The organism is Bacillus sp. FSL R9-9530 (genome assembly GCF_038008145.1).
GTDB classification, from domain to species: Bacteria; Bacillota; Bacilli; order Bacillales; family Bacillaceae_G; genus Bacillus_A; species Bacillus_A mycoides.
In genome coordinates this window covers 2,493,387-2,506,780 of record NZ_JBBOYO010000001.1, presented here as the reverse complement: position 1 = coordinate 2,506,780, position 13,394 = coordinate 2,493,387, and the positions used below count along the sequence as shown (strand labels likewise).

The 13,394-nt window shown below is 35.2% G+C and carries 15 protein-coding genes, 1 riboswitch and 1 other annotated feature; of the genes, 10 read left to right on the top strand and 5 right to left on the bottom strand.

What is annotated here, in order from left to right; genetic code table 11:
* Positions 1-19 precede the first annotated feature (19 nt).
* Together MKX66_RS12475 and MKX66_RS12470 are read right to left on the bottom strand one after the other, a co-directional pair.
* Positions 20-184: a hypothetical protein gene (locus MKX66_RS12475; protein WP_003188170.1), complete on the bottom strand. Its 165-nt coding sequence runs from the start codon at positions 182-184 to the stop codon at positions 20-22.
* A 98-nt stretch (positions 185-282) separates the two neighbouring features.
* Complete coding sequence (locus MKX66_RS12470; RefSeq protein ID WP_341086291.1) at positions 283-1,557, bottom strand: murein hydrolase activator EnvC family protein; 1,275 nt, start codon at positions 1,555-1,557, stop codon at positions 283-285.
* 493 nt (positions 1,558-2,050) lie between these two features.
* Between MKX66_RS12470 and gltP the strand changes: the two genes are divergently transcribed.
* The 3 genes from gltP (at position 2,051) to MKX66_RS12455 (ending at position 5,549) form a co-directional block, all read left to right on the top strand.
* The gene (gene gltP, locus MKX66_RS12465) at positions 2,051-3,325 is read left to right on the top strand and encodes a glutamate/aspartate:proton symporter GltP (RefSeq protein ID WP_002030692.1); all 1,275 of its coding nucleotides are present in this window, start codon (positions 2,051-2,053) and stop codon (positions 3,323-3,325) included.
* A gap of 68 nt (positions 3,326-3,393) precedes the next feature.
* Positions 3,394-3,912: a DUF402 domain-containing protein gene (locus MKX66_RS12460; RefSeq protein ID WP_341086290.1), complete on the top strand. Its 519-nt coding sequence runs from the start codon at positions 3,394-3,396 to the stop codon at positions 3,910-3,912.
* A 120-nt stretch (positions 3,913-4,032) separates the two neighbouring features.
* Positions 4,033-4,138, top strand: a riboswitch (SAM riboswitch).
* Between the two features lie 94 nt (positions 4,139-4,232).
* On the top strand, positions 4,233-5,549 hold the full coding sequence (locus MKX66_RS12455; RefSeq protein ID WP_341086289.1) for a Na+/H+ antiporter NhaC family protein: 1,317 nt from the start codon (positions 4,233-4,235) through the stop codon (positions 5,547-5,549).
* Between the two features lie 68 nt (positions 5,550-5,617).
* Here MKX66_RS12455 and MKX66_RS12450 read toward each other — a convergent pair whose 3' ends face one another.
* Positions 5,618-6,040 (bottom strand): GNAT family N-acetyltransferase, encoded by a 423-nt coding sequence (locus MKX66_RS12450; RefSeq protein ID WP_078175633.1) that lies wholly within the window; start codon positions 6,038-6,040, stop codon positions 5,618-5,620.
* Between the two features lie 310 nt (positions 6,041-6,350).
* On the opposite strand from MKX66_RS12450, the gene MKX66_RS12445 reads away from it, so the two are divergent.
* From MKX66_RS12445 to MKX66_RS12420, 6 genes are all read left to right on the top strand, one after another.
* Positions 6,351-6,707, top strand: a complete 357-nt coding sequence (locus tag MKX66_RS12445; protein WP_002011676.1) for a lmo0954 family membrane protein — start codon at positions 6,351-6,353, stop codon at positions 6,705-6,707.
* 44 nt (positions 6,708-6,751) lie between these two features.
* A complete protein-coding gene (locus tag MKX66_RS12440) occupies positions 6,752-7,414 on the top strand; it encodes a PspA/IM30 family protein (protein WP_326997680.1) in 663 nt (220 codons plus the stop codon).
* A gap of 106 nt (positions 7,415-7,520) precedes the next feature.
* Positions 7,521-8,261: a cell wall-active antibiotics response protein LiaF gene (liaF, locus tag MKX66_RS12435; protein WP_002126337.1), complete on the top strand. Its 741-nt coding sequence runs from the start codon at positions 7,521-7,523 to the stop codon at positions 8,259-8,261.
* On the top strand, positions 8,261-9,316 hold the full coding sequence (locus tag MKX66_RS12430; protein ID WP_002011673.1) for a sensor histidine kinase: 1,056 nt from the start codon (positions 8,261-8,263) through the stop codon (positions 9,314-9,316). Before liaF ends, MKX66_RS12430 begins: the two co-directional genes overlap by 1 nt.
* Positions 9,313-9,945, top strand: a complete 633-nt coding sequence (locus MKX66_RS12425) for a response regulator (RefSeq protein WP_000598709.1) — start codon at positions 9,313-9,315, stop codon at positions 9,943-9,945. Before MKX66_RS12430 ends, MKX66_RS12425 begins: the two co-directional genes overlap by 4 nt.
* Positions 9,946-9,955: 10 nt before the next feature.
* On the top strand, positions 9,956-10,312 hold the full coding sequence (locus tag MKX66_RS12420) for a DUF3992 domain-containing protein (protein ID WP_140152433.1): 357 nt from the start codon (positions 9,956-9,958) through the stop codon (positions 10,310-10,312).
* A 24-nt stretch (positions 10,313-10,336) separates the two neighbouring features.
* On the opposite strand, the gene brnQ3 is transcribed toward MKX66_RS12420, so the two are convergent.
* Positions 10,337-11,692: a branched-chain amino acid transport system II carrier protein BrnQ3 gene (gene brnQ3, locus MKX66_RS12415; protein ID WP_060750571.1), complete on the bottom strand. Its 1,356-nt coding sequence runs from the start codon at positions 11,690-11,692 to the stop codon at positions 10,337-10,339.
* Positions 11,693-11,751: 59 nt separating this feature from the next.
* Positions 11,752-12,010 (bottom strand) — a binding site (T-box leader).
* Positions 12,011-12,272: 262 nt separating this feature from the next.
* Between brnQ3 and MKX66_RS12410 the strand changes: the two genes are divergently transcribed.
* Entirely contained in the window at positions 12,273-12,482 is a 210-nt protein-coding gene (locus MKX66_RS12410) for a hypothetical protein (RefSeq protein ID WP_000880630.1), read from the top strand.
* Between the two features lie 39 nt (positions 12,483-12,521).
* On the opposite strand, the gene MKX66_RS12405 is transcribed toward MKX66_RS12410, so the two are convergent.
* Positions 12,522-13,298, bottom strand: coding sequence for a class I SAM-dependent methyltransferase (locus MKX66_RS12405; protein ID WP_341086284.1), 777 nt, complete (start codon positions 13,296-13,298; stop codon positions 12,522-12,524).
* Positions 13,299-13,394: the final 96 nt, after the last annotated feature.

Sequence of the window (13,394 nt, the reverse complement as noted above, 5' to 3'; positions counted from 1 at the left end):
ATGTGGATTCTCCGTCTTTTTATTGTGTTGTAGAAGTATTTAATAAGCGATTATATGCTTTATAAGCTGTGACAACTGCGATAAATGATCCAATTAAAAATAACGCTGAGCCGCCGAATGTAAATAGCCGGCCAATGTATGTTTCTCTAGCTTCTTCTATTTCTTCTTGTAATTGTGTATTCATATTTATCCCCCCGCAAAATATAGGCATTTAGTTGTAGTTTATGTAAAACGCCTAAAAAGTGTGAAGTAGTAAAAAAAACTCGGTATGCACCGAGTTTTTTATAATCCGATATAAGGAGATGGATCAACTGCGTTTGTCTTACCGACATTCCATTCCCCAAGGTGAAGTTCGAAGTGTAAATGTTGTCCGTATGATTGGCCAGTGTTCCCCATAAATCCAAGTTGAGTGCCTTGTTTTACAGTTTGTCCATTAGATACAGAACGGCTACTCATATGTGCATATACAGTTGTATATGTTTTTCCGTTTATACGGTGAGATAAGTATACAACATTTCCGTAACTAGATGATAATTCTGAACGGATAACGACGCCATCTGCAGCAGCTACGATTGGCACTGTTCCTGAAGCTGCGATATCGATTCCTTTATGGTTATCTAAAGAACGTGTACCAAATCCTGAAGTTTTCGATCCAGCGGCAGGTTTAATAAATCCACCTTTGTTCGTATCTTGCGGTGTTGGTGCGGATTGTGTGCTTTCTTTAGCAGAAGCGGCTACCTGTTTTTTTGCTTCCTCAGCCTTACGTGCCTCTTCAGCTTTACGCGCTTCTTCTGCACGTTTTTCTTCTTCAATTGCTTTTTGAACAGCTTGACGCTGGTTTTCTAAAATGCCTTTTGATTCTTCTAACCCTTCAATCTCTGAATCTACTTTTGCTACTTTCGTATGTAGATCGTTAATAAAAGTTTGTTGCTGTTGTTGGTTACTTTGTAATTCTTGCTGTTTTTGTTCTAATTTTTGCTCAGATGCTTTCAGTTGTTGCTCTTTTTTCTCAACAGCCTCTTTTTCTGTCGTCACAGCATTTTGATCGCTTGTTTGTTTTTTCACAATATCTGTATCGTTATTTAAAATTAAACTTACAGAATACATATTATCAACAAGATCGGCAATATTTGCAGATCTTGTTATTACTTCTGTAATGATACTCGTACGAGGCTTTTCTTGCATAGATTGTAGTCGTTGTTTAATAACTTCCTGCCGTGTATCTATGTTCGTTTGTAATTGCTCTATATGTTTCTTTTTTTCAGTAATAACTTGCTGTGTGTTGCTAATTTCTTTTTTTGTATCGTTTAATTCAGCTTCGTTTTTATTAATAGAAGTAGTTAATTCGTCGATTTTCTTTTGTAATTCCTGGATTTCTTTTTCTATTTGTTCTTTCTCAGCTGATTTATTTTGTAAGTCATTTTGTTTGCCTTCTAATTCGGATTGAATATTAGATAATTTATTCTCATTCGTTTCAGCGTATACGGGTGAAAGTAACGGGGAAACGAAAATCGTTCCAGCTGCTAAAACACTAAATGCTGCAAATTTCTTTTTCATGGTTGTCTTGCTCCTTTCCCTATGAATGTTATATATCATAAGAAGAAGAGTGTCTATCGTTGTAATCATAATGTAAAGAAAATTTTATAATTTTGCTAAGTTTTGTCGGAATTTAGTATCTTTTCGTAGTGTTTGTCATAAATTTAAAATTCTTGAATGTATAGAAAAAGATATCAATTTCTATATTTTTTTTAAAAAAACATGGAAAATAATGGGATTATCCGTAATGAAACAGTATTTTAAAAACCTATCAATCACTAGTAAGGAATCGATTTCATGTGAGGTTTTCTGACATGAAGTTTGTTTTTGTCAAGAAAATTATTTGCATTCGTGCAAACTTATTTTGTTGTCAGATTTTAAATTTTGATTTATGATTTTCAACAGGGACAAAATGTAGTGAATTGTCGAATAATATGTAATACTCTTAATTTCAAGTTTTATAGAGATAGAATGAGAGATAGAGTGACACATCGAAGAGGGGGTTACCACAAGTATGAAAAGAATAGGACTTGCATGGCAAATTTTAATAGGACTTGCGCTTGGTATTGCAGTTGGGGCGATTTTCTTTGGCAATCAGGAAGTGGTGAAGTACTTACAACCAATTGGTGATATTTTCATCCGATTAATTAAGATGATTGTTGTACCGATTGTTGTAGCGAGTATTGTTGTTGGGGTTGCTGGTGTTGGCGATATTAAAAAGTTAGGTCGACTAGGCGGAAAAACAATTATTTACTTTGAAATTATTACAACGATTGCAATTGCTGTCGGTCTATTAATAGCAAACATTTTCCAACCTGGAAAAGGCGTTGATATGGATAAGTTAACAAAAACAGATATTTCTAAATATACACATACGACAGAGCAAGTACAAAGTCATTCGTTCGCAGATACGTTTGTAAATATTGTTCCGACGAACATTATGAAATCATTAGCTGAAGGTGATATGCTTGCTATTATCTTCTTCTCAGTATTATTTGGTTTAGGTGTAGCAGCAATTGGTGAGCGTGGCAAACCAGTTCTACAATTTTTCCAAGGTGTAGCAGATGCAATGTTTTATGTAACGAACCAAGTTATGAAGTTTGCACCATTTGGTGTATTCGCATTAATTGGTGTTACAGTTTCTACATTCGGATTAGCTTCATTAATTCCATTAGGAAAATTACTCATTGTAGTATACGGAGCAATGATCTTCTTCGTTGTAGTTGTATTAGGACTTACAGCGAAAATATTCGGTATTAACATTTTCCAATTCTTTAAAATTTTAAAAGACGAGCTGATCTTAGCGTACTCTACAGCAAGTTCAGAAACGGTTTTACCGAAAATTATGGAGAAAATGGAGAAATTCGGTTGTCCGAAAGCAATTACATCTTTCGTTATTCCAACGGGTTATTCATTTAACTTAGATGGATCAACTTTATATCAAGCAATTGCGGCAATTTTCTTAGCGCAAATGTACGGTATTGAATTATCCATTACACAACAAATTACGTTATTACTTGTATTAATGGTTACATCAAAAGGTATCGCGGGTGTACCGGGCGTATCATTCGTTGTATTATTAGCAACACTTGGTACAGTAGGTATTCCAGCTGAAGGTTTAGCGTTTATTGCAGGTATTGACCGTATTCTTGATATGGCTCGTACAGCAGTTAACGTTGTAGGTAACTCTTTAGCGGCTGTAGTTATGTCTAAGTGGGAAGGTCAATATGACGCTGAAAAAGGACAAGCCTATTTAAAAGAGATATCTGAAAAGGGTCAAGCAGCTTAATTATAATATGAACAAGCTCTCACATAATATGTGGGGGCTTTTCTATATATAGAAGAGGAGCGGACGTAATGAAACGTAAATATGGTGACGGTTCTTCGTGGAAGCGACTAATAGAGAAGGATTATAGGGTTAAGCAAGTAGAGGATGGAATGTTAGGAATACTGGACATAAAAAAAGTGAGAGAATCTAGTTATAAAGAATACAATGGTAAACAGCTTTGCATTGCAGGTGATGGGTATACATGGATGCAATATTTTATAAACGGGGAAAACTTTGCAATTACAGCTATGTTAGACAATCAAAAACAATTAGTACAATATTATATCGACGTGACGAAAGAATATAAAATAGACGAGCGTGGTTTACCTTATTTTGATGATTTATATTTAGATGTAGTATTGTTACCGAACGGTGAGATCTATGTACTGGATGAAGACGAGTTAGAGGATGCCTATAAAATTGGTGATGTTACAAAAGAAGAATATGAGTTAGCATGGAATACAACAAAATGGATTATCGCGACGATAAAAAATAGAAAATTTTATTGGATCTCAATATTGGATAAAGAAATCGAAAAGTTAAAATGATTGGTTTATTCATATTTTTGCATAATTACCAAAAAAATCTATACAAAAAATAATTGACTTTTGTTTTGTAAGCGAGTAAAGTTAGGAAAGAAATTATTATTAAAAAATAAATATGAAACCTTCTTATAAAGAGAGGCGGAGGGACTGGCCCTACGATGCCTCGGCAGCGGACTCGATTTCAGAGTGCTGTGCCAAATCCAGCAAGCGTGTGCTTGAAAAATGAGAAGAGTGTTTCTTATAGATGTATAAGACCTCTTCTCGTCGGAAGAGGTCTTTTGTTGTTAATTAGAAAAGGTTGAAAACTAGGGAGAGATGATACTTTGAAAGAAACGAGAGGAAATGGTTTAGCTTTATTACCACTTGGAATATTTTTGGCGCTATTTATTGGTTCTGGGATTATTACAGGTGATTTCTATAAATTGCCGATACTCGTAGCGATTATGATTGCTGTAGGAATTGCTTTAGTGATGAATCGTAAGGAAAACTTTAATGTGAAAGTAGAACGATTTGCTAAAGGTGCAGGAAACCCTGATATTATGATCATGGTTCTGATTTTTGTACTTGCAGGGGCGTTTTCTGAAACAGCAAAAGGAATGGGCGGAGTTGATTCCACTGTTAACTTAGCGTTATCTATTTTACCCCAAGGATTTATCGTTGCTGGAATTTTTGTTATAGGGGCATTTATTTCATTAGCGATGGGAACTTCAATGGGAACAATTGCTGCATTAGCACCGATTGCTGTAGGTATTAGTGGGCAAACAGATATCTCAATTGCACTTACGATGGCTACTGTTGTGGGCGGAGCGATGTTTGGCGATAATTTATCATTTATTTCTGATACGACAATTGCTGCTGTTCGTTCGCAAGGAACAGAAATGAAAGATAAGTTTAAAACGAATTTTTTAATTGTATTGCCAGCTGCAATCATTACAATTGTACTATTAGTAATGATTACTTTAGGTAATGATACAGAAATTAAAGCTCATACATTTGATTGGGTGAAGATTTTACCATATGCAGGTGTACTTGTTACAGCACTACTTGGCTGGAATGTACTTATTGTATTAACTGGTGGAACTGTACTATCTGGTGTTATCGGTCTTATAGATGGAAGTTATACGTTAGAGAGTTTCTTTAAAAGTGTAACGACTGGAATGGGCGGTATGATGGAGTTAGTGTTACTTGCCATTTTAATCGGTGGTATGGTTGAACTTATCCAGTATAATGGTGGCATTCAATATTTAATGAATCTTTTAACACGTAATATTCGTTCGAAAAAAGGAGCGGAGTTTGGTATTGCTGGCTTAGTGAGTATGACGAATGTGTGTACAGCAAACAATACAATCTCTATCATTTTTACAGGTCCGCTTGCGAAAAAAATTGCGGATCAGTATGAAATTGATCCCCGTAAATCAGCGAGTGTACTGGATCTTTTCTCTTGCTGTGTACAGGGGTTAATCCCATATGGTGCTCAAATGTTAACAGCGGCAGGATTTGCTGCGTTATCTCCGGTCGAATTGTTACCATATGCATTTTATCCAATTTTAGTTGGAGTATGTGGAATCATTTCTATATTAATTGGTTTCCCGAGATTTTCTAAAGTGGCGGAAAAAAAAGAGTATCATAAAACTGCATAACATAAAGAGACATTTATTATTAGCAGTTGAAAACGCTCGGAGAACATTCTCTGAGCGTTTTTTATTATTTATAAATCCTTTTTCAAATAGTAGTGTTTATAATCTCTTCCTACATTATCGAGGATACCATACTCTTTATAACCATATTTTTTATAGAAATCTAATGCTTGAAAGCTTAAAGTGTCAACTTTTATAAAATCACAATTTCTTTCTGAAGCGATTTTTTCTACTTCTAATAACAGTTTAGTTCCATACCCTAATGCACGTATATCTTCATCGATGATAAAAGAGTGAATCTCTAACCAATTCCAACAGACTTCACCTAATATTCCCCCGCATATTTTACCATTTTCATCTTTAAGAAATAAATGAATCTCTAAGTATCTGTCTCTTAAATCAGATGGAAAGTGCTTTAAATTATATTCATAAAGCTGATTGTTTATATAGTTTTTAGCGGCGGTATTGATTTCTTTCGTAATGTGTAAATTCATGATATATCCCCTTTAATTTAAATGTAGCCTTCTGATTTATTTTAACATAATTTTCTTAATAATATATTTAATGTAATTTAATAAACGTTTGTATGTATTGCTAATTTTTTGGACGAGCAAGTTGAGATTTGCATCCGTTATTGAATAAGAATTTTTCTGTATCTATACGCATCGCATCCATGTTCGTTTTGCAAAAGGCTGAATTTAACTCAGTCTTAAGTCTGAGTTAAAAACGGTTCTTAAGCTCGTTATGAAAAAATGAAAAAATAGTTAAGATAAGAGTATCAAATCGAAGGGAGGCAAGCACAAGATGAAACAATTTCTAGCGTTTATCGCAGCCGGTATTTTGGCTTTAATTGCTCTTGGTAGTCTTGCTGGTATTGTAGGATTCGCCATTGGAGCAGGAGTTGTGTACTGGAGCTATAAATCATTTGTGCGAGCTAAATCATTCTTTGGAAAGTTAGCTTGGGGTATTGTTGGTTTAATCGGTTTGTCCATTGCACTTTCTCATTCCCCAGCATTAATCGGTATCGCAGCATTAGTAGTTTTATACTACGGATACCGTGAGTGGAAAAAAGGAAAAAATGTAGTTGTTGATTCTGCTCCAGAAAGTGCTAAACCATATAGCAACTTTGAAGATGAGTGGAACAAGTTAATGAAAAACTAATATAAAATAAATCAAATTATAAAGTAGAAGAGAGGAAGATTATAATGAAACAATCTTTATTCGGACGTGTACGCGATGCAATTTTAGCTGATTTTCATAATGTGTTAGATGAGAAAGAAAGAAAAAATCCAATTGCTATGTTAAACCAATATTTACGAGATAGTGAGCGTGAAATAACAAAAATTGAGAAGTTAATTCAGCGTCATAAAACATTAAAATCTAACTTCGCTCGTGAGCTTGAGCAAGCACGTTATTTCGTTAATAAAAGATCAAAGCAAGCTATCATCGCACAAGAAGCAGGCGAATTGCAATTGCATGAACGTGCATTAGAAGAAGTAGCGTATTATGAAGGGCAAGTAACTCGCTTAGAAGAAATGTATGCTGGTGTTGTAGAGCAAATTGATGAGTTAGAGCGTCGTCTTTCAGAAATGAAAAATAAATTAAAAGAAATGAACGCAAAGCGTATGGAATTAATGGCACGTGAAAATATGGCGCATGCAAACCGCCGTATGAATACTGCTATGCATAAAATGGATGAAAATAATCCGTTCTTACGATTCGAAGAAATTGAGGATCACATTCGTGACATAGAGCTTCGTATAAATGAAGAGCATGAGCGTGATACATTTGATATGAAAATTGCAAAACTAGAGAGTGAAATAAAAGAGAAAAATGAAGTATCGTTAACGAAAGAAGTAACAAAATAATTGTAGTATATAATAAAACAGGCTTATGATATAGTGATAGGAGAAAAGGTGTTGGAAAGCAATGCCTTTTCTTCTATGTATATGTGACAAGGAGGGGGGAGCTGAAATGAAGAAGCAATTTTCAAAAACACAATTTATGGGGATGCTCCTCATCATATTTGGATTCGGTCTTTTTCTTGATATGATACTTGGACATTTTGAACCAGGTGGTCTAATATTTGCATTTATTATGATTATGTTTGGAAGACATTATCGAAAGAAGAACCGTTATGTAAGAGGGAATGTATTTTTATTTGTCGGTGGTATTGTCTTCTTATTCTTCTTATTTTCATCAGCGGCATTCGTACTTGTTGTGTTTGCTTGTTTAGCTTTAATTGGTTATCAACTTATTCAACAAGGACATCGGCAAAAAGCAATGAAAGTTGAAATTAAAGAAAAGGGATATATAAATGAAGAAAAACAAATATATCGTACAGAACCGTATATAAAAAATATGTTTGTAGGTAATGTACGAATGATGGATCATATTTATGAAATAGAGGATATTAACGTCCAATATGGTGCTTGTGACGTCGAGATTGATTTAACAACTGCTATGATTCCAGAGGGAGAAACGGTTATTGTGATTCGGGGCGTCATTGGTAATATTCGCTTATATGTACCATATGATATTGAATTGTCTTTAAATCATTCTGTTATTGTTGGGCGAGTGCTCCTGCCAGGACACGAAGAAACTGGATTTAACCGTAATGTTACGTTTAGAACAGAACAGTATAAAGAAGCCCCTCGTCGTATTAAAATTATTTCTTCGCTTGTCGTAGGCGATACGGAAGTGAGGAAAGTATAATGAAAAAACAAAGGAATATTTCGTGGATGTATATTCGTTATTCTATGTTGTCCTCTGTGAGTATCGCACTTATTTGTACAATTGTATATGTATGGAAAAGCGAGCAACAAGTTTATGATTTACTCTGGAAAGAATCCATTGCTTCTGTTCCAATTGGCTTGTTTATTATGAGTACGAGTCTTCTTATCGGAGGAATTGTAGGATATGCAATCGGTTATTATATAGAACAGCGTATACAAGGATTAAATACTTTTCTATTTGAAGTAGAGCGAGGGAATTTTCCGAGTGATGTTTCATTTACTGCGGACGATGAATTTCATGAAGTGGAACGAAAAGTAATTGGTCTTGCTCGTCGCTTAGAGGAGCAAGCTGGGCTATTTCAAAAAGTAACGAATGAACGAGCCCATTGGAATGAAGAGATGAGACAAGAAGCGATTTCTCAAGAAAGGCATCGATTAGCGAGAGAGCTACATGATTCTGTAAGTCAGCAGCTTTTTGCAATGTCGATGATGATGTCAGCCATTAATGAGCAAGCAGCTGAAATTCCAGACACGACGAAAAAACAGTTGCAGCTTGTTGAGAATATGGTTGTAAATGCACAATCAGAAATGAGAGCATTGCTCCTTCATTTACGCCCAGTGCAGTTAGAAGGTAAGAAACTAACAGAGGGTATAGAAGAATTATTAACAGAACTGTCTAGAAAGCAACATATGAAAATTGAATGGTTAATTGAACCGATTCAATTAAAAAAAGGTGTAGAGGATCATTTATTCCGTATTGTACAAGAGGCGTTGTCTAATACTTTACGGCATGCGAAGGCAAAGAAAACCGAAGTACGCCTTCGGAAAATTGATCAATATGCGATTTTGAAAATTATTGATGACGGTGTTGGGTTTAAAGTTGGTGTTAATAAGGCTGGTTCATACGGTTTAAGGTCAATGCAAGAGCGAGTTCATGAAATTGGTGGTACATTAAAAGTTCTTAGTTTTCCGAATAAAGGTACGCAAATAGAAGTGAAAGTACCTATTATGATTGAGAGAGGGGGAGAATCATGATAAAAGTATTACTAGTTGATGATCATGAAATGGTTCGAATGGGTGTATCAGCATATTTATCAACGCAGCCAGATATTGAAGTAGTTGGAGAAGCTGAAAATGGAAGAAAAGGTTCAGAGTTAGCTTTGCAATTAAGACCGGATATTATTTTAATGGACCTTGTTATGGATGAGATGGATGGGGTTGAAGCGACACGTGCTATTATTCAAGAATGGCCAGAAGCGAAAATTGTAGTTGTCACGAGCTTTTTAGATGATGAAAAGTTATATCCTGTTATTGAGGCGGGGGCGACAAGTTATTTATTAAAAACATCAAGAGCGAGTGATATTGCAGATGCTGTAAGAGCTACTTATGATGGGGAAACGGTATTAGAGCCGAAAGTTACTGGAAAAATGATGTCTCGTATGCGTCAGAAGAAAGAACAACCTTTGCATGAGGAGTTAACAGAAAGAGAGTCTGAAATTTTGTTATTAATTGCAGAGGGGAAAAGTAATCAAGAGATTGCAGATGAGTTGTTTATTGCCCTTAAAACAGTAAAGACACATGTGAGTAATATATTAAATAAGCTAAATGTAAGTGACCGGACACAGGCGGTTATTTATGCGTTTAGACACCAATTGACGAAATAAGAAGGAAGCTTTGACTATATATGGTCAAAGCTTTTTATTGACGGTTATTTATGTAAGCGTTATCATTAAGGTGTTAACAGTACATACAAAGGGGAGAGAGTGTATGTTAGTTCAAACGATATTTGGAATGGATGAAACGAAAAAATTAGGTAACTATGTGAATGCGTTGCAAGCACTTTGTGAACAATATGATATTGAAACAAATCGTATTGCAATTATTGAGGCGACAGAAGAATATTATTTATTTCTAGTGAAGCAAGAAGATTGCTATGATGTTGTAAAAGTAGAAACAGTGGATACGAATATTGATTACTATACGAAGGCTTATAAAGTAAGTAGCTTTAATCATACTTCTTATCAAATGTAAAAAACTCCCGAAATGGGAGTTTTTTTATGATACTTTCGATTCAGGTGAATGATCCGTTAATGGTACTGCTTTGGCGCCACTTAATTTTGCGATAGCAAAACCGATAATAGCCCCAACTAATGCTGGTACTAACCAGCCAATTCCTTCATTATATAATGGAATAAACTCGAAATAAGATGTGATAGATGAAACAGGAATATTCCCTTGTTTTAATCCATCAAATACGCTCACAACTGCAGATCCAATTAACGCACCTACATAAACAGAACGATATCCACCGAAATATTTATGAAGTAATGATAGTAATACGAGTACAATCGCAATTGGATATACAACAAGTAAAATAGGAACAGAGATTGCGATAATTTTTGTTAAACCTAAGTTGGCAACTAATAATCCTAATGTGCAAATGACACTTGCTAACGTTGTGTATGAAAATTTCGTTAATAATGTTGAGAAGTATTGACTGCATGCAGATACAAGTCCAATACATGTTGTTAAGCAAGCGAGTGTAACGATAAGAGATAATAGAATTAGACCATATGGACCGAGTAATTGTTGTACGATAACGGTAAGTAGCTGTCCGCCGTTTGTTGCGTATCCGAGAGAGACACTAGTTGTACCGAGCCAGCCAAGTGCACCATATACAAGTACGAGACCAGTAGCGGCAATAAGTCCTGCTTTTGCTGTTGCGATGGCAATTGATTTACGATCACTCACACCTTTTGAGCGAATTGCATTTACAACGATAATCCCAAATGCAAGTGCTGAAATGGTATCCATCGTTAAGTATCCTTCCATAAAACCTTTGAAAATTGGAGAAGTTTGATACTCTTGCATTGCTGGTCCAGATTGCCCGAGGGGTGTAAATACACTCTTAACGAATAATAAAAAAATAGAGAGTAATAAAATAGGTGTTAATACACTTCCGATACGATCGACGAGCTTAGAAGGGTTTAAACTAAGCCAAAATACGATAGCAAAGAAGATGACTGTGTATAAAAATAGCACTAGGCTGCTAGAGCGAATAGTTTCTGGTAAGAAAGAACTAATTCCCATTTCATAAGCGACATTAGCAACACGTGGGATGCCCATAGATGGACCGATTGCAATGTATACAACTACCGTAAAGAATATTCCGAATAATGGGTGTACATGACTTGCAAGTTGTTGCATTCCATTTCCTGATAGAGAAATAGCGATAACAGTAAGTAGTGGTAAGCCGACTCCTGTTAGTAAAAAACCAATCATTGCTGGCCAAAAGTTTTCACCAGCATTTTGTCCAAGCATTGGAGGGAAAATTAAATTTCCTGCTCCAAAAAATAAAGAAAATAGCATAAGACCTGTGAAAAAAACATGTTTTTTTGATACAGTGTTCATTGTTTTTTTTCTCCTTTTTTGTAAATTAATTGTAAGAACACAAAAAACTCGCCCCTTAAGAAAGGGACGAGTTATATTTACCCGCGATACCACCCTAATTTATACATGTAGAAATATATCTATATGTATACGGCTTTACAACGTACAACATGATACGTGTTCCTTGTAACGGGGGACGACCGGTAAGAACTTACTTTAGCATTCGGTTCTACTTCTCGGAGATGATTTTCGGTTACGAACTGAGCGTTGGCTTTCAGCAAAATACCAACTCTCTGGGGAACAGCTCTATAACATACTCGTTCTCGTCAATGAATTTTTATTCAAGTATTCTGACAACATTTTTACATGTTTTTTTTAGAAAGTCAACATATTTTTTGAGAAATACATTTTCCTGTAGAAATATAGCTGAGAATATAAGGGTTAATACTATTTGTAAAAATGCTGTAAAACATTATAGAGAATTGTAAAGTTTATGGAGAAAATCGATATTTATAGGAGTAAGGAAGGAATTGTTTGAATTTGCAGAGAATAATACAACAATCCACTTGCTGGAAAGAACAAACCAAAAGAGGTGACTGAAATGCTTGCGATGGGAGTATTATTTGGCATTATTGCTATAATTGGTTTTATGTGGTTATATTATTCGCGTTCGTTTAAACAAGCAGAAGTTTTACTCTTTCAAAAAGGTAGTTTGTTGACAAATCAGTCTAGATATTTAGTATGTCCGAAGTGTGGAAGTGCACAGGCCAGGAGTGGAGGATATCAAGAGTGTTGCAAAATTAGATTATGAAAGAAGGAAGCCTCACATTATTTTGTGAGGCTTCCTTCCTTACAATTTTTTCGCGCTCCAAATTGTCCAACGATCTCTTTCGATGATAGGAGAGACGTTTTGTAATGCCGTTTGGATATGATGTAGAAGTTGAGAAATTTCATTATCTGTTAGTTCATATAGAATGGATCGGCCTGTTCGAGGAGATAAATCTTGTAGCAAAGCCTCTACAGAATCATGTACTTTTCGTACTTCCCATTGTGTTTGAATGGGGAGCGCTTGAAGAGGATATTTTTGTAATAATTGCTGTATAGTAGTGGTTTTTGGTCTTCTTTGCGCTTCTGTTTCAATGAGTTTTGGAAAGACCGAGAAAAAATATCCACGAAGGTGTTCAGGACTTCCTGGGATTATACAATCTTCAATGGTCCGGTCTTGTAAAATAAGTAGACCGTCTTTTTTTAATATACGAGAAGCCTCTCGTATAAATGTGGGAATATCATGCAAATGATGAATGACTGCACGAGAAATGACAAGGTCGAATGTTTCATTAGGGAATGAGATATTATGTGCATCACCGTGAATGAATGAAATGTTTGGGAAGGCATTACAATTTTCTTTTGCAGCTTGTAATATTTCTTTTGAAAAATCAAGCCCAACAACACTTTTGGCTCCCATAAGAGCAAGTTCTTTCGTGTAAATGCCGCCACCACAACCTATATCAATTACTTGTTTATTTTGCACATCTACAATATTGTTTATTGTTTCCTGCCATGAAATATGTGCGTTACGATTTGCATACGTATACTTATTATTTGCATCATGAAAATTAATGGACATTGTAAAATCCTCCCTTCAGTTTATAGTATAGCTCATTTTATATAATGTAACGTTTTTGTTTTATGCATGAGGATTATAAGAATTTCTTATAGGAAA

Coding starts and splice junctions, on each gene's coding strand:
- MKX66_RS12475 (WP_003188170.1), bottom strand. CDS start 184: ATGAATACACAATTACAAGAAGAAATAGAAGAAGCTAGAGAAACATAC.
- MKX66_RS12470 (WP_341086291.1), bottom strand. CDS start 1,557: ATGAAAAAGAAATTTGCAGCATTTAGTGTTTTAGCAGCTGGAACGATT.
- gltP (WP_002030692.1), top strand. CDS start 2,051: ATGAAAAGAATAGGACTTGCATGGCAAATTTTAATAGGACTTGCGCTT.
- MKX66_RS12460 (WP_341086290.1), top strand. CDS start 3,394: ATGAAACGTAAATATGGTGACGGTTCTTCGTGGAAGCGACTAATAGAG.
- MKX66_RS12450 (WP_078175633.1), bottom strand. CDS start 6,040: ATGAATTTACACATTACGAAAGAAATCAATACCGCCGCTAAAAACTAT.
- MKX66_RS12445 (WP_002011676.1), top strand. CDS start 6,351: ATGAAACAATTTCTAGCGTTTATCGCAGCCGGTATTTTGGCTTTAATT.
- MKX66_RS12440 (WP_326997680.1), top strand. CDS start 6,752: ATGAAACAATCTTTATTCGGACGTGTACGCGATGCAATTTTAGCTGAT.
- liaF (WP_002126337.1), top strand. CDS start 7,521: ATGAAGAAGCAATTTTCAAAAACACAATTTATGGGGATGCTCCTCATC.
- MKX66_RS12430 (WP_002011673.1), top strand. CDS start 8,261: ATGAAAAAACAAAGGAATATTTCGTGGATGTATATTCGTTATTCTATG.
- MKX66_RS12425 (WP_000598709.1), top strand. CDS start 9,313: ATGATAAAAGTATTACTAGTTGATGATCATGAAATGGTTCGAATGGGT.
- brnQ3 (WP_060750571.1), bottom strand. CDS start 11,692: ATGAACACTGTATCAAAAAAACATGTTTTTTTCACAGGTCTTATGCTA.
- MKX66_RS12410 (WP_000880630.1), top strand. CDS start 12,273: ATGCTTGCGATGGGAGTATTATTTGGCATTATTGCTATAATTGGTTTT.
- MKX66_RS12405 (WP_341086284.1), bottom strand. CDS start 13,298: ATGTCCATTAATTTTCATGATGCAAATAATAAGTATACGTATGCAAAT.